The organism is Streptomyces taklimakanensis (assembly GCF_009709575.1).
GTDB classification, from domain to species: Bacteria; Actinomycetota; Actinomycetes; order Streptomycetales; family Streptomycetaceae; genus Streptomyces; species Streptomyces taklimakanensis.
In genome coordinates this window covers 398,698-413,209 of the sequence record NZ_WIXO01000001.1, presented here as the reverse complement: position 1 = coordinate 413,209, position 14,512 = coordinate 398,698, and the positions used below count along the sequence as shown (strand labels likewise).

The following is a 14,512-nucleotide window of genomic DNA, read 5'->3' as shown; positions in this document are numbered from 1 at the left end:
GCGTCCCGCACCCTCCCGCACCCTCCCGCACCGTCCCGGACGCCGGGGTGGGGCGGGCCGCGGTTCACGTCCGGACGCCGGAGGACCGGGAGCGTCCGGTGCCGTGCCGGGGGCTGACGAGGAGCAGGGCCGTGTCGTCGCCGCGCGGGGTGGGCTGCCCGACCCGGCGGAGAAGGGTGTCGGCCAGGGCGCGCATGCTCTCGTGTCCGGCCCGTTCGAGGTGCCCGGCGAGCTCGTCGATCGAGTCTCCCAGGTCGACGCCGGGCACCTCCACCAGCCCGTCGGTGTACAGGGCGAGGACCGCGCCCGGTGGCAGGGGGATCTCGGTCGTCGGGTAGTCGGCGGTGGGATCGATGCCCAGCAACAGACCGTGCGGCAGGTCGAGGACCTCCGCACGTCCGTCGGGGTGGCGCAGCACCGGAGGCGGGTGCCCGGCGCCGGCCAGGAGGGCGGTGTGGTGCGCCAGGTCGATGTGGACGTACAGGCAGCTGGTGAACAGGCCCGGGTCCAGATCGGTGAGCAGCCGGTTGGTGCGGGCGAGGACCTCGCCGGGCGACGCCCCGGCGGTTGCGTGGACGGCGGTGCGGACCTGTCCCATGAGCGCGGCGGCGGTGACGTTGTGTCCCTGGACGTCGCCGATGGCCGCGCCGACCGCGGCGGGGCCGAGACGGATCAGGTCGTAGAAGTCGCCGCCCACCCCCATGCCGTGTCCGGCGGGCAGGTAACGGGAGGCGACGTCCAGGCCGGGGATCCGGGGCAGGGTGTGGGGCAGCAGCCCGGCCTGGAGACGACGTGAGAGCTGGTCCTTGACGTCGTAGAGGCGGGCGCGGTCCAGGGCCTGGGCGATCAGTCCGGCGATCGAGGTGAGGACGGCGCGCTCGTCCGGGGGGAAGGTGTGGGGACGGGCGTGGGAGAGCACCAGCGAGCCGACGGGACGCCCGGAGACGATCAGGGGCAGGAAGGCCCAGGCCCCCTTGCCGGTCAGGGTGGTCAGCCCGGGGTAGAGCCGCTCCAGTTCCTCGGGGCTCCCGAAGAAGGCGGGCACCCCGGTGTTCAGGGTCCGCGCGGCCGGGCTCTCCCCGGTCGTCAGCCGCAACCCGTCGAAGCGCTCCGCGACCTCGGCGCTGTAGCCGCGGTGACCGACGATCCGGAGCCTGCCGTGCTCGGCGACGAACAGCATGATGCCCTCGGCCCCGAAGGCGGGCAGCAGCTGGTCGGCCACCCGCTCGACCACGTCCCGCGCGCCGATCGCCTCGGTGAGCGTGGCGGCCAGGTGCATCAGGTGGTACAGCGCGGTCGTCTCGCTCGCCGCGGTGGGCACCGACGGGCGCGTCCGTTCCGCGGCCTCCCCGGGGTCGTCGACGTCCGGTGAGCCGGGTGGGGGCAGGGGGTCCCCGATGTGTTCCAGGGCCGGGAAGACCCGGACGCTGATGCCGGTGGCGTCCGGGAACAACTGGAAGGAGAGCCAGCGGTCCGGGGGGCGCAGGGCCGTGAAGGAGGTGGGCTGGCGGCCGACCAGCGCGGCTCGGTAGCGGTCCTCGAAGGCGGGGCCGTCCAGCCAGGGCAGGACGCGCCAGGGCAGGGTGCCCAGGAGTTCGCCGATGTCGGCCCCGAGCAGTTCGGCGGCGGCGGAGTCGACGAAGGCGATCCGGCCGTCCATGCGCAGCGAGCAGCATCCTCCGGGGAGCCGCTCGGCGAAGTCGGCCGCGGCCAGCGCCTCGCTCCGTCCGGGGACGTGGGTGCGCGGGCGCGTCAGCACGTGGGGTCGGGGGCCGGGCAGCACCGGGTGCCCGCTGTCGGCCGCGTGCCCCAGCAGCAGGCCCAGGCGACGGCAGGCGGCCGAGATCAGACCCCGTTCGTGGGGGCTGGGCCGGGGCGCGTGGGACCCCGGCCACATCAGGGCCAGGCCGCCCCACGTCGCGGTGTCGGTGGCGATCGGGGCGGCGGCCATCACGAAGGAGTACGGCAGCACGAGCGCGGGCCGCGGATAGCGGCGCGCCATCTCCTCCCGGCCTCCGAGCCACACCAGGCGCCGCTCGCGCACGGCGTCCGCGACCGGGATCGGGGACTCCAGCGGCACTCGGGTCCACGGGGCGGCGATCTCCGGGGGAGCCCCGTACAGGGCGGCGAGCCGCAGCGTTCCCTCACCCGGTGGCAGCAGGTAGAGCAGGTACCCGGAGGCGCCGGTGTCGCGCGCCAACTCGGTGAGCACAGGCTCCAGCAGCCGCAGGCCGAAGTCCGCGGCGGATCCGGGGGCGGCGGGCCCTCGCACCCCCTCAATCCTCCCCGCCCGCTCGGGGGGCGCGGCTCCGCCCGGGGTGCGGGCGGAGCGGGCGGCACGGCCGTGCCGCCCGCACCGCCGTCGTCGCTGTCACCGCCGTGCCGGAGGCGTCGGTGTCGCCGGGGCGTGATGGCCTCGGAGAGCGGCGGAAGACACCCAAAGAGTACATAAGGAAATGATAGGAAAATATTGGAAAGCGGCACTCCGGGGGCGACGCCGAGGCACCGCGACGTGCGGCGACGCGCCATGGAGCGCGGCGGCCGGGGAGCGGAAGCGAGACCGTGGCCGGTCCGCCCCGGCGGGTGGCCGGGGTGGACCGGAGCGCGGGCGCCGGCCTGGTTCAGGGCTTGCGGGCCACGCCGCAGTAGAAGGCCACCTCGTCGGGGAGCTCGCCCGTGGGAGAGGGCTCGGGGCGCCACCGCGAGCACGACACCACGCCGGGCTCCAGCAGCTCCAGGCCGTCGAAGAACCGCTCGACCTCCTGGGGGGTGCGCTGGTGCAGCTTCGGCGTGCCGACGCTGTTCCAGAACTCCACCGCCGCGTCCACGTCGCTCAGACCGGGCGCGGTGATGGTGTGCGACAGCACCAGGTGACTGCCGGAGGGAACCGCGTCCATGAGTCGCCTCACGATCGCGTGGGCCCGCTCGGTGTCCTCCACGAACATCACGATGCCCAGCAGCATGACCGCGATCGGCTGGGAGAAGTCCAGCGTCCGGGCCGCGCCCTCCAGGATGGTGTCGGGGTCGTGCAGATCGGCGTCGAGGTAGTCGGTGGCGCCCTCCGGAGTGGAGGTGAGCAGGGCGCGGGCGTGGGCCAGCACGATGGGGTCGTTGTCGGTGTAGACGATGCGCGACCGCGGGGCGATGCGCTGGGCGACCTCGTGGGTGTTGTCGGTCGTCGGCAGACCGGTGCCGATGTCCAGGAACTGCCGTATCCCGACCTCGCCCGCCAGGTGGCCGACGGCACGGCCCAGGAACGCCCGGTCGGCGCGCGCGTAGTCGAGGATGCCGGGGTGGATGCTGCGCACCTGGTCGCCGGCGGCCTGGTCGACCTCGTAGTAGTTCTTGCCGCCCAGCCAGTAGTCCCACATCCGGGCCGAGTGGGGGACGGTCGTGTCGATCCGGGGCGAGACCCGGTCGGGTGTGGACGTTGCGTCTGCCATGGGGACGGCCTCCCTGCGCTCCGATGGTTGCTGCGCTCAACCTACGCGGCGTCAACTCGCTTTCTCCACAGGGGTGATCGAAACGACGGGAGGGAGGGCGTCGGGACCGCCGCCCACCGTCCGGGTGCCGGTTTCGGCCGGTGACCGAGGCGGCCCGCACGGACCGGCCTTCGCCGGTCGTCCCGCGCGGGACGACCGGCGAAGGCCGGGGGCTTCCGGGCGGCTCGTGCCGGGGCCGGAGGTCAGAAGTCGTCGGGTGTGCGCATGCGCGCGCGGATCCACACTCCGGCCTCCTTGAGCACCGAGGTGCCGGCCCAGACGGAGTTCGCGGCGCAGGTGCCCTCCCGGAAGACGGCTCCGGAGCGGTGGTCGTCGGAGAAGTTCCAGTTGACCCAGCCGATCTTCTTCTCCGCCATCAGGTCCAGGTACCGCTGCGCCATGGCGAAGTCGTTGGGCCCCTCGCCCGCGTAGTCCTGCGTGCCGAACTCGGTGACGAACATCGGCAGGCGGTCGGCGGCCCGGGAGAGGGTCTCCAGGTACCAGTCGCGGTGCGAAGCCGCGTAGAAGTGGAACGTGTACATAATGTTGGAGGCACGTACCGGGGCGTTGACCACCTCCCACTCGTCGGCCCCCTCGGAGACGCCGAGCGAGGACCAGGCGCGGGTGCCGACCAGGACGACGCCGTCGGGGTCCTGGGCGCGGATGACGGGGATGATCCGCTCGGCGTAGTCCCTGATGCGGGTCCAGCTCACTCCGCTGGGTTCGTTGGCTATCTCGTACAGGACGTTGGGCTTGTCCCGGTGACGCTCCGCGATCTCGGTGAAGAAGGTCCGGGCACGGTCGAGGTTGTGGTGCGGGTCGCCGGGACTGAGCATGTGCCAGTCGACGATCACGTACATGCCGCGAGCGGTGGCCTGCTCGACGATCCGGTGGACGAGATCGGTGAAGTACCGGGGGTTCGTCTCGTAGCCGCCCTCCTGGACGTAGGTGGACACCCGGAGCACGTCCGCGCGCCAGTCGCCGGCGAGGGCGTCCAACGAGCCGTCGGTGACGCAGTGCGCGTACCACTGGGTGCCGTGGGTGCTCATGCCGCGCAGCTGGACGGCCTTGCCGTGGCTGTTGCAGAGCTTGGTGCCACACACCGAGAGTCGCCCGTTGGCGTCCACCGGCGAGCCGGGTGGGGCGACGGCCGGACCGGTACCGGGGGCGGACGCGGCCGAGGCGGCCGTTGTGGGGGAGAGGGCGAGGAGACCGCCGAAGAGGGCGGTGGAGACGAGGGTCGCCGCGGTGGCGAACAGGGACTTCGCGCGAGCGCGTGGAGAAGCGGACATCGCTGACTGCTCCTTGGCCGAGCGTTGTGGGGAGGTGCGTCGGTCGCTCGGTAGACAATCGTCAGTAATGTTTCCTGTCAATGGTGTCGACGAAAACGGGGGAGGCCCCACCGGGAACCGGCCCGTCCCGCCCCGTGCCGCGCCCCCTTCCGGACCGGTCCGTGCGCCATCCGGCGCACGGACCGGTTTTCCGCACCCATCGGTGGGCACGCGAGCACGTGCCGGCCCGGCGGTGCCGCCTCTCGGAGAGAGAGCCTGGTCATCGGGGGTGCCACAGAAGGCCGGCAGGCACGATCCGAGGAGCGAACCCCGGTATGACCGTTCCGTCCGAGCTTCCCACCGTCACCTCGCTCGACGAGTTGGCCCGTCTGGTGGAGAGCGGCAGGAACCTCTACGTGCGGTGGTCCCGCGGTCCACGGGCCGACCTGGGAGGCATGGCGAGCACCGACGACCTGACCGGCGTTTCCCTGCCCGGCCTGTCCGCCAACGCCTTGGACGTCGAGGCGTGGTGGTCCCGTCGGCCCGTGCGGTTGTGGGTGGCCCGCCGCCTGTACGACTACAGCCATCTGCGCAGCTCGAAGGGGCCGGGGGTGAGGCCTTGGGTGCTGCGCGGCAGTGAGGTCGGCCGCGGCCCCGACAACGAACCGTTGGTCCGGGAGGTGGTGCCGATCGCCTGGGTCGACGCCCGGGTGATCACCGACGCCGAGCAGGAGGTGGCCCGCCAGCGGGGGGCGTGGGGGCCCATGGACCGGGGGCTGAGCGGCGGAGCGGCGGGCGACGCGTCCTGAGACCGGATGTCCGCGACTCGGGGCGTGGCGTCCGTGGGGGCGCCGACCGTCCGGGCCGCGTCCGGGCCGTCCGGGTCGGGCGGTGACGGCGAAACCCGTGGGGATACCGGCGTGCGGGCGGGGTATACGCGCCGTGGCTCACACGGGAACGGACGACAGGGGGCGGACATGGTGACACTGGTCGAGGGGGAGCGGGCGCCGGACGGCGTCGCCGCGGAACCGGTGGCCACGCCGCCTGCCCTGCGGGCCTGCGCCGCCTACGGCGGCGAGCCGGAGTCCATCGCGGCGGCCCGCTGGTTCACGGCCGACTTCCTGGCCCGGGGCCAGGCCGACCACGGCGTCCCCGTCTCCTCCCACACGGTGGGAGTGGCCCGACTGGTGGTGAGCGAGCTGGTCACCAATGCCTGCAAGTACGCCCCCGGGCCGTGCAGCGTGGACCTGGAGCTGGCCGGGGCCGAACTGCGGATCACGGTGTGGGACACCAGCCCGGTGCTGCCGATCGCCCGAGCGGCCGAGCCGGGCCGGGTCGGTCAACACGGCCTGGAACTCGTCCTGGCCCAGTGCGAGGGCTTCGACGTGCGGCGGGAGCCGATCGGCAAGCGGATCAGGGTGCGGATCGCGGTCGAACCGTGACGTCCCCCGTTCGGCTTCGACGGACCGTCGAAGCCGAACGGGGGACGGCCGGGGCCGTCAGTGCGGCCAGATGGGCGGGTTGGTCGTGAAGTGGCCGCCCAGTCGGACGTGTTCGGGGTTGTCGGGGTCGAGTTCGCCCTGCTCGGCGATGAGCTTCGCCGCGTACGGCTCGGAGTCGTCCTGCGGTTCGTATCCCAGCGCGCGCGCCGAGGAGAGGTCCCACCACAGCCGGGTGTTGGCCGAGGAGCCGTAGACGACGGTGTGGCCGACGTCGGGTGCGGTCAGCGCGGCGTGGAAGAGGCGGGCACCGTCGGCGGGACTCATCCAGACGGAGAGCATCCGCACCGTCTTCGGCTCGGGGAAGCAGGAGCCGATGCGCACGGACACGGTCTCGATGCCGTGCCGGTCCCAGTAGAGCTGGGCCAGGTCCTCGCCGAAGCACTTGGACAGGCCGTAGAAGGTGTCGGGGCGGCGCGGGGTGTCGACGGGGATCAGCGGATCGCCCTCGCCCGGGCGGGGGGTGTAGCCGACGGCGTGGTTGGAGGAGGCGAAGACGACGCGGCGCACACCCTCTTCGCGGACGGCCTCGTAGAGGTTGTAGGTGCCCTCGATGTTGGCCCGCAGGATCTTGTCGAAGGAGGACTCCAGGGAGATCCCGGCGAGGTGGAGGACGGCGTCCACGCCCCGCACGGCCTCGCGCAGCGCCTCCCGGTCGGCGAGGTCGGCGGTGATCGTCTCCTCGTCGGGGGCGGGGTGTCCGCTCCGGCCGGGAAGCGGCTCGACGGGGACGACGTCGAGGAGCCGCAGGGCGTATCCGTGAGAGGGCAGCAGCTCCCGCATCAGGGTGCCGAGGCCGCCGGCTGCGCCGGTGAGCAGGACGGTGCGGGGAGCGGGCATGGGCGATCTCCTCGGTGCGGGGATCGGGGCGCGGAGGCGCGGCGCGTGGATGGCTGAGTTCGCATCCTTGGACGGAGTCCAAGGCTATGGGCACGCTAAGGAGTCATCGGTGCGTCGTCAAGTGTAGACGCCTACCTGTTCCGGGCCGCTTTCTCTCTGATGGGGCGTCAGGGCCGAGTGAACGTGAGGAGGGGGCGGCTTGACCGCCGCAGGGCGCTGTCCTACCGTATCTGTTCAGAAATATAAACATCGATCACAGTTGCGGACATGATCCGCCCTGCCGCAAGCCCAGGGAGTACCGTGACCACAGCCTCTCTCGCCGCCCGGCTCGACGGTCTGCTCTTCTTCCCCGTCACCGCGTACGGGCCGGACGGGGATCTCGACATCGACGTGTTCCGCGAGCACGTGCGCGCCGGCGTGGACGCCGGCGCCGGCGCCGTCTTCGCCTGTTGTGGCACCGGCGAGTTCCACGCCCTGACGCCCGAGGAGTTCCGCCGGTGCGTGTCCGCCGCGGTGGAGGAGGTCGCGGGAGAGGTGCCGGTGGTCGCCGGGGTCGGATACGGCACGGCCCTCGCCGTCCGGTACGCCCGTGCCGCGCGGGAGTCGGGCGCCGACGGGCTGCTCGCCATGCCCCCCTACCTGGTGGTGCCCGACCAGCGGGGACTGCTGGACCACTACACCGCCCTCGCCGACGCGGCGGGGCTGGACGTCGTCGTCTACCAGCGCGACAACGCGGTCCTCGCTCCCGGAACCGTCGCCGAACTCGCCCGCCACCCCCGGATCGTCGGCCTGAAGGACGGGGTGGGGGACCTCGACCTGATGCAGCGGATCATCAGCGCCGTGCGCGCCGCGGACCCCGACGGGGAGTTCCTGTACTTCAACGGACTGCCCACCGCCGAACTCACCACTCCCGCCTACCGCGGCATCGGGGTCACCCTCTACTCCTCCGCCGCCTTCTGCTTCGCGCCGGAGATCGCCCTCGCCTTTCACCGGGCGCTCTCCGAGGGGGACGAGGCGACGGTGCGTCGCCTGCTGGACGGCTTCTACCGGCCCCTGGTGGAGTTGCGGGACAAGGGGCGCGGCTATGCCGTCTCGCTCGTCAAGGCCGGGGTGCGACTGCGGGGCCTGGACGTGGGTGGGGTGCGGTCGCCGCTGAGCGACCCGAAGGAGGAGCACGTGGCGGAGTTGGCCGCCCTCGTCGAACGTGGGCGTGCCCTCCTGGCGGACGCGCCGCGCGGTGCGGTCTGAGGTCGGCGGTCGGCGGTCGCCCGGGGGTGCGCCCTTCGCGGGCGTGCCCCCGGGCGCGGTGCGGCACATGCGCATCCGTTGGCCACGCATGTGAACATCTCTCCACCAGGTGATCCCGTGTCCTTCTTGCGGGAGAGCGCTCCACGCGTATTGACGCCCAGGAGTGGCGCTTCTACTGTAACGGCACCCGTTCATGAGCTCGACAGTAATTCACGTATGTGAACACTAGGAGCCGCCATGGCCACTCTGGACTGGATCGTGCTGGGTGCGTACTTCCTCGTGATGGTGGCCATCGGCCTGTGGTCGAGGAAACGCGTTCACACCATCGCCGACTTCTTCACGGCCGGCGGCCGCATACCGTGGTGGCTCTCCGGGATATCGCACCACATGTCCGGCTACAGCGCGATCATGTTCGTGACCTTCGCGGCGGTCGCGTACGACCACGGTGTCACCGTCTACTTCTGGTGGCCCCTCACCATCGGACTCGGTGTCGGAATCGGGGCCTTCCTCTTCGCCGCCCGCTGGAACCGGCTGCGCGCCCGGCACGGGGTCAACTCGCCCCTGGCCTACCTCGCCGTCCGCTACGACCTGCCCACCCAACAGGTCCTCGCCTACAGCGGCGCCGCCCTCAAGGTCGTCGACATCGCCGCCAAGTGGGTGGCCATCGCCCTGCTGCTCCAGGGCTTCGCCGACATCCCACTGGTGTGGGGCATCATCCTGACCGGCGTCTGCACCATGTTCTACATGGCCTTCGGGGGACTGTGGGCCGATGTCCTCACCGACTTCGGCCAGTTCGTCATCCAGGCCGTCGCCGGACTCGCGATGCTCTTCGCGCTCCTCGCCCACCTCGACGGCGTCGCCACCCTCTGGACGATGTGGGGCGACCTGCCCGACGGCCACGGCGACCCGATCAACGGCCCGGTCACCAGCGGGTTGATCATGGCGTTCCTGCTGGTGAAGACCTTCGAGTACAACGGCGGCATGTGGAACCTGGCACAGCGCTACATGGCCGCGCCCTCCGGTTCCCGGGCGAAGAAGTCCGCGTTGCTCTCCAGCTTCCTGTGGATCGTGTGGCCGTTCGTCCTCTTCCTGCCGATGATCGCCGCGCCCCTGGTCGTCCCCGGGATCGAGGACGGTGAGAAGTCCTACATCATGCTGGCCCAGGAACTGTTGCCCGCGGGCATCATCGGACTGCTCCTGGCCGGGTTCTTCTCCCACACCATGGCCATGGTCGCCTCCGACTCCAACGTCATCACCGCCGTCATCACCCGGGACCTCGCCCCCGTACTCGTCCCGCGCACGCGCCGTCTGACACAGGCCGGCCGGCTGCTGTTCGCCCGGGTCACCACCGTCGCCTTCGTCACCGCCAGCATGGCGCTCGCCCTCGTCACCGACCCCGACGGCTTCATCATGACGGTCGTGGTCAGCATCGTCGCCGCCACCATGGGGCCGATCTCCATCCCGCTGATGCTCGGTCTGCTGCCGTGGTTCAGGCGCCACGGCCCGCGGGCGGCCCTGACCTCCTGGGCCGGCGGCCTCGCCGTCTGGGCGTACCTCTACTGGATCGTCGAGGACGCGTCCCAGACCGCCAACGTCGGCCTCCCCGTGCTCACCTCGCTGGTGCTCTACCTGGTCGTCGGACTGGTCCGGCCCGAGGGGAGCGCGACGCGCGACCTTCTGGTCGGCTCCCTCGACAGCGATCCGTCGGAGGCCGAACGAGCCGCCGTGGAGAAGCGGTTGCGGGACGCGCCACCCGCCTCCGACGGCGCGGCCGTGGCGGAGACGCTCACCATCCGCTGACGGCCCTCGCGCCGGGGCGCCCGGACCACACGGGAACGTGGTGGTCCGGGCGCCCCGGCGCGAGGGGGAACGGGCTCAGTCGTCGGCCGACTCCACGATCGCCCGCACGTTCTCCACGCTCCCGCAGTCCGCGGCCAGGTGTTCCGAGCGGGCCTTGTGGAAGTCCTTCCCGAGCTGTGCGCGTCGCTCGTCGCTCACGTTCTCCCGCGCGTCGTTGAGCAGGGTGCGCTCCTCCTCGTCCGCGTGGTGGTTGACCGCCGTCACCAGCTCCTCCAGCTTCTCCCCCCACTCCTCGGACGCGGTGTCCTCCACCCGCAGCAGGGCGAGCAGGGCTTCGTTGGCCTCCTGGTGCTCGTGCACACCGTGCTCGACGTCCTCGTCGTCCACGTTCTTGTAACGCCGCAGGGCGGGGTAGACCTTCTCCTCCTCGGCCCGGGCGTGGGCGATCAACAGCGCGGAGAACTCCGCCAACGCACCGGCCCGGTCGGCCTCGACGTTGCGCAGGGTGCGGAAGAGGTCCTCCATCCTGCGGTGGTCGCGCAGGATCAGTTCGACGACGTCGGTGTCGGACGACATGGTGACGGCTCCTCACATCGTGGGCTTCGGTGTGGTCCGGCCCGGCGGATACCCTCTCCTTCGCAGGTCAGACATTCCACCCGCGCTCCTCGACCGGTCCACCGACCGGCGGCGCGCGGCCGCACGCGCCGGGAGCCGGCGCCGTGGAGCCCTACGACCCGGTGTCCGCTCCCCTCTCCGCTCCCTCGTCCGCCTCCCCCGACTCGCCCTCCGCGCCGTCCGTGGCGGAGGAGTCCTCGAAGTAGGCGTCCAGAACGGCGTCGAGCCGTGCCTCCCACTCCCCGAGGGCGTTCCGGGAGGGCGCCAGGACGTCGGCGTCGTACCAACGGCGGGCGACGGTGTGGACGGTGACGGAGAACCGGCGGCCGAAGCGGGGAAGGTCGATCTGGACCGCGCCGATCTCGTCCCAGTCGAACCGGGCCTCCTCGCCGTCCAGCCGGAGGGTGACGCCGGAGCGGCCGGCGAGGATCGAACCGCGGTGGTCGTGGACCTCGAAGGTCGGCCCCCCGGTGTCGTCGTCCTCCTCGCTCTCCTGGCTCTCTTCGGCCTCCACCGCCGCCGCGTCGGGTTCGGCGTCCACCACCTCGTCGAGGGGCTCGGAGGACCGCCGCGGACTCCCCTCGGCCCCGGCCGCCCCGGCGGTGGCGCCCTCCGCCTCGTCGGGACCGGGCGAGGTGATGCCGGGGATGGAGGCCGGGTCCACCCCGGCGGCGGGCACGGACGGGGTCATCTCACCTATGCGCTGTTCCACGGCGGGAAGTATGGCCGATGGACCCGCGGTGGCGACACCCGGGGCGCGGCCGTTCGGCGGTCCCCACACCCCCGCCGCACCACGTCCGCGTCCCGACCGGTCCCCGCGCCGGGTACCGCCCGCGCCGGGATCAGCGCGCGGTGCGGGAGAGGAAGGCGTCCCGGTCCAGGAAGGCCATCCGGGCCCGCTTGTGCGGCAGTTCGACCTCGGGACCGAGGACGAACCCGATCCGCGCCAGACGGGCGTGGGCCTTGTGGTTGCGGGCGTCGGGTTCGGCGACGATCCGCCGGCGGCCGGGATCCTCGGTCAGCACGTGGGTGAGGAAGACGGTCACCAGCGTGTCGGTGAAGCCCGGTTCCGGCGCGCCGTCGGCGGGGCCGATCAGCAGGTGGAAGCCGAAGTCCCCCGGCCGCATGTCGTAGTGCTCGCCGATCGGGTCGGCCTCGGGCAGGTACGTCTGGAAGAGCGCGACCGGGCGGTCGTCGCGGTGGATCAGGTACGCGTGGTGCGTGGACAGGGAATCCAGGTGGGCGTAGATCTCCCGGACCTGCTCGCGGGTGTGGTCGAGCATCCCCCAGTAGCGGGCCCTGTCCTGGGTCACCCAGGCGTGCAGCAGGTCGGCGTCGCGGTCGGGGTCCACGGGGACGACGCGGACCGTGCCGAAGCCGTCCACGTGGGTCTCGTGCACGGCCTCGCGGCGCCGGGGCGGGGAAGCCCCGGCGGACGCGGACGAGGGGGTGGCGTCGGAGGTCACGTCTCTCCTCGGTCGGGTGGGGTGCCGGGCGGCTCGGCCGGTTCCCGGACGAGCCGGTCCCAGTCGGTGACGACGGGAACGAGGTCGCAGCGTACCCACAGCGGGAGCTGGTCGCGGTGGTGTGGGTGTCCGGGTACGCCCGAGGTGCCCAGCGGCACCACCCAGGCGCTGTTCCCCCGGTCGGCGAGGTCCCACACGTAGCGGGCGGCGGAGGCGCGGGCGCACAGGTCGGTGACGCCGGGAACGCTGGAGGTCGCCCGCACGCAGTCGTGGTCGCCGGACAGGCCCGGCCACGGGTCGGGACCGTCGCAGGGCAGGGCCTGCCAGGGCGCGAGTCGGTGCGTGTCGCCCCAGCGCGCGGGCGGCCCGGCCGCGTCGGCCTCCCGCGCCGCCACCTCCTCCAGGGCCGCCCGTACGGCGGCGACACGGTCCGCGAACGGCAGTCGGTCCGTCGCCAACAGGTGTTCCAGGGCGTAGCCGACGCGCGGCACGAGCGCGAGCCAGGGACGCAGCACCTCGGGCAGGGGCGGGAGGTCCGCGAGCGGACGCAGCAGCGGATGGTCCGCCAGCCGCCGTACGGTCCCGGTGCGGACGGCGGCGAACGACGCGGCGTCGACGCTGTCGGCGTCCATGCGGCGGTCCCAGCGCAGCAGCCGCTCCCGCAGCCGGTGGGCGGCGGGACTCAGCGGCCGGTCGAAGGCCCCGGAACCGTCTCCGGAACCGTTCCCGGGGCCGTCCCCGTCCGGTGCCCTCCGCCGATCCGGCAGGTCCGGCCGATCCAGCAGGGCCAGCAGGGCCAACAGGGGAGCGGCCGAGGCCAGAAGGGTGTCCCGGTGGACGGCGACCATGTCGGCGGCGGACCAGCGGTCCGACTCCTCCAACAGTTCCCGGATGCGCTCGGCCCGGTGCGGGGGCGCGAACTCCACGCCGAGCGGCGCGGCGACTCCCCTGTCGTTGGCCATGACCGCCGTGCCCTCGACGCGCTCGCGCGGCATGGGGGCGAACCACCCCCGCCAGGCGTGTTCGGGATCCCAGGCGGGCACGATCCGCAGTCGGTTGTCCGGGTGGCGCACGGGGACGGCACCGGCCGCCCGGTGCAGCGTCCCGCCGGCGGTGTCGGCGGCCAGGACGACGTTGACGGGCTCCACCCAGCCGTCCAGGGCCCGGTCCACGTCGGCGACGTCACGGGCCCGCAGCAGCGCGGGCAGCACACCGAAGCCGAGGTCCCCGCGGACGCGCGGCGGATGGCGGAGGGCGATCGCCCACCAGGCGTCCGCGTCGCCGCCCCGCTCCGCCGAGACCTCCGACACGTCCGAGACTTCCGACACGTCCGAGCACCACGCCTCCGCCTCGGGGCCGTCGACCACCACCGGACCGCGTTCGGTCTCGATCACCTCGACCGTCACCGGGGCGGCGTCGGCCACCTCGATCGTCTCGGTGCGGCGGGTGGCGGGCCGCCAGCCGTCCGGCCCCAGGGCCTCCAGCTCCGTGCCGTTCGGGCCGGTGCGTCGGAGCCGCTCGCGGTACAGGTCCTGGTAGTCGGCCATGGCGTTGGTGATGGCCCAGGCCACGTGGCCGGTGTGGCCGAAGTGGGCGATGCCGGGGACACCGGGGACGGCGAGCCCGACGACGTCGAACTCCGGGCAGGCCAGCCGGATCTGCTGGTAGACGCCGGGGGCCTCGATGAACCGGTGGGGGTCCCCGGCGATGATCGCGGCGCCGGTGGCGGTGCGTTCCCCGGCCACCAGCCAACCGTTGCTGCCGGAGGTCCCGGGGCCGTCGGTGGCGAACACCCCGATCCACTCGGGGCCGAGGCGGCGGGCCACGGCGTCGCGCCAGAACTTGGTGGGGAAGCCGGCGAACAGGACGTGGGTGGAGAGCCAGACGGCCAGCGGCGTCCAGGGCCGCCAGGTGCCGGGGGAGAGGCCGACCGCCTCGAACTCCGGCGCCCTGCGGGCTCCCTCGGCGAGGGCCTCGTTGACCCCGTCGACGTAGGCCCCCACCCAGGCGGCGGTGTCCGGGTCCACCCGTTCCAGGGTCTCCGCGCACCGTCGGGCGGTGTCCTCCAGACACGCCTGTCGCGCGAACCGGTCCCACGGGACGGCCTCGGCGCCGAGGAAGGCGGCCGTGGTCCCCCGGGCGCGGTGCCGCTCGACCTCGATCTGCCAGGCGCGGTCCAACGCCGCGTTGCGTCCCTGGGCCCGGGCCAGCTCCCTCGCGTCGCCCGCGCGCAGGTGCGGGACGCCCCGGTCGTCCCGGTGGACCTCCACGGCCACGTCGGTCCCCCTCAC

Annotated in this window: 12 protein-coding genes; 4 read left to right on the top strand and 8 right to left on the bottom strand. The window is 72.9% G+C overall.

All coding sequences use genetic code 11. From position 1 onward, the window contains the following. Window positions 1-64: 64 nt before the first annotated feature. The 3 genes from F0L17_RS01760 to F0L17_RS01750 all read right to left on the bottom strand — a co-directional run bounded on the left by F0L17_RS01760 (window position 65) and on the right by F0L17_RS01750 (window position 4,774). Window positions 65-2,272, bottom strand: a complete 2,208-nt coding sequence (locus F0L17_RS01760) for a SpoIIE family protein phosphatase (RefSeq protein ID WP_162465659.1) — start codon at window positions 2,270-2,272, stop codon at window positions 65-67. A gap of 349 nt (window positions 2,273-2,621) precedes the next feature. Beyond that, a complete protein-coding gene (locus F0L17_RS01755) occupies window positions 2,622-3,443 on the bottom strand; it encodes an SAM-dependent methyltransferase (protein ID WP_155069476.1) in 822 nt (273 codons plus the stop codon). Between the two features lie 242 nt (window positions 3,444-3,685). Next, the gene (locus F0L17_RS01750; RefSeq protein ID WP_155069473.1) at window positions 3,686-4,774 is read right to left on the bottom strand and encodes a glycoside hydrolase family 5 protein; all 1,089 of its coding nucleotides are present in this window, start codon (window positions 4,772-4,774) and stop codon (window positions 3,686-3,688) included. A 314-nt stretch (window positions 4,775-5,088) separates the two neighbouring features. On the opposite strand from F0L17_RS01750, the gene F0L17_RS01745 reads away from it, so the two are divergent. Continuing rightward, a complete protein-coding gene (locus F0L17_RS01745) occupies window positions 5,089-5,562 on the top strand; it encodes a DUF6098 family protein (RefSeq protein ID WP_155069470.1) in 474 nt (157 codons plus the stop codon). Between the two features lie 168 nt (window positions 5,563-5,730). Continuing rightward, a complete protein-coding gene (locus F0L17_RS01740; protein WP_238419208.1) occupies window positions 5,731-6,195 on the top strand; it encodes an ATP-binding protein in 465 nt (154 codons plus the stop codon). 57 nt (window positions 6,196-6,252) lie between these two features. On the opposite strand, the gene F0L17_RS01735 is transcribed toward F0L17_RS01740, so the two are convergent. Further along, the gene (locus tag F0L17_RS01735) at window positions 6,253-7,092 is read right to left on the bottom strand and encodes an NAD-dependent epimerase/dehydratase family protein (RefSeq protein ID WP_155069467.1); all 840 of its coding nucleotides are present in this window, start codon (window positions 7,090-7,092) and stop codon (window positions 6,253-6,255) included. A gap of 300 nt (window positions 7,093-7,392) precedes the next feature. Between F0L17_RS01735 and F0L17_RS01730 the strand changes: the two genes are divergently transcribed. Together F0L17_RS01730 and F0L17_RS01725 are read left to right on the top strand one after the other, a co-directional pair. Then, complete coding sequence (locus tag F0L17_RS01730) at window positions 7,393-8,340, top strand: 5-dehydro-4-deoxyglucarate dehydratase (RefSeq protein ID WP_162465658.1); 948 nt, start codon at window positions 7,393-7,395, stop codon at window positions 8,338-8,340. A 237-nt stretch (window positions 8,341-8,577) separates the two neighbouring features. Continuing rightward, window positions 8,578-10,140, top strand: a complete 1,563-nt coding sequence (locus tag F0L17_RS01725) for a sodium:solute symporter family protein (protein ID WP_155069463.1) — start codon at window positions 8,578-8,580, stop codon at window positions 10,138-10,140. Between the two features lie 75 nt (window positions 10,141-10,215). On the opposite strand, the gene F0L17_RS01720 is transcribed toward F0L17_RS01725, so the two are convergent. The 4 genes from F0L17_RS01720 to F0L17_RS01705 all read right to left on the bottom strand — a co-directional run bounded on the left by F0L17_RS01720 (window position 10,216) and on the right by F0L17_RS01705 (window position 14,497). Then, window positions 10,216-10,716: a hemerythrin domain-containing protein gene (locus tag F0L17_RS01720; RefSeq protein WP_155069461.1), complete on the bottom strand. Its 501-nt coding sequence runs from the start codon at window positions 10,714-10,716 to the stop codon at window positions 10,216-10,218. Window positions 10,717-10,867: 151 nt separating this feature from the next. Then, window positions 10,868-11,467 (bottom strand): hypothetical protein, encoded by a 600-nt coding sequence (locus tag F0L17_RS01715; RefSeq protein ID WP_202917827.1) that lies wholly within the window; start codon window positions 11,465-11,467, stop codon window positions 10,868-10,870. Window positions 11,468-11,597: 130 nt separating this feature from the next. After that, entirely contained in the window at window positions 11,598-12,221 is a 624-nt protein-coding gene (locus F0L17_RS01710; protein ID WP_162465657.1) for a GNAT family N-acetyltransferase, read from the bottom strand. Continuing rightward, window positions 12,218-14,497, bottom strand: a complete 2,280-nt coding sequence (locus F0L17_RS01705; RefSeq protein ID WP_162466715.1) for a penicillin acylase family protein — start codon at window positions 14,495-14,497, stop codon at window positions 12,218-12,220. Before F0L17_RS01705 ends, F0L17_RS01710 begins: the two co-directional genes overlap by 4 nt. Window positions 14,498-14,512: the final 15 nt, after the last annotated feature.

What these genes read in the sequence shown, in the direction of transcription:
- F0L17_RS01725 (WP_155069463.1), top strand. Translation starts at nt 8,578, where the DNA reads ATGGCCACTCTGGACTGGATCGTGCTGGGTGCGTACTTCCTCGTGATG.
- F0L17_RS01740 (WP_238419208.1), top strand. Translation starts at nt 5,731, where the DNA reads ATGGTGACACTGGTCGAGGGGGAGCGGGCGCCGGACGGCGTCGCCGCG.
- F0L17_RS01755 (WP_155069476.1), bottom strand. Translation starts at nt 3,443, where the DNA reads ATGGCAGACGCAACGTCCACACCCGACCGGGTCTCGCCCCGGATCGAC.
- F0L17_RS01735 (WP_155069467.1), bottom strand. Translation starts at nt 7,092, where the DNA reads ATGCCCGCTCCCCGCACCGTCCTGCTCACCGGCGCAGCCGGCGGCCTC.
- F0L17_RS01750 (WP_155069473.1), bottom strand. Translation starts at nt 4,774, where the DNA reads ATGTCCGCTTCTCCACGCGCTCGCGCGAAGTCCCTGTTCGCCACCGCG.
- F0L17_RS01745 (WP_155069470.1), top strand. Translation starts at nt 5,089, where the DNA reads ATGACCGTTCCGTCCGAGCTTCCCACCGTCACCTCGCTCGACGAGTTG.
- F0L17_RS01720 (WP_155069461.1), bottom strand. Translation starts at nt 10,716, where the DNA reads ATGTCGTCCGACACCGACGTCGTCGAACTGATCCTGCGCGACCACCGC.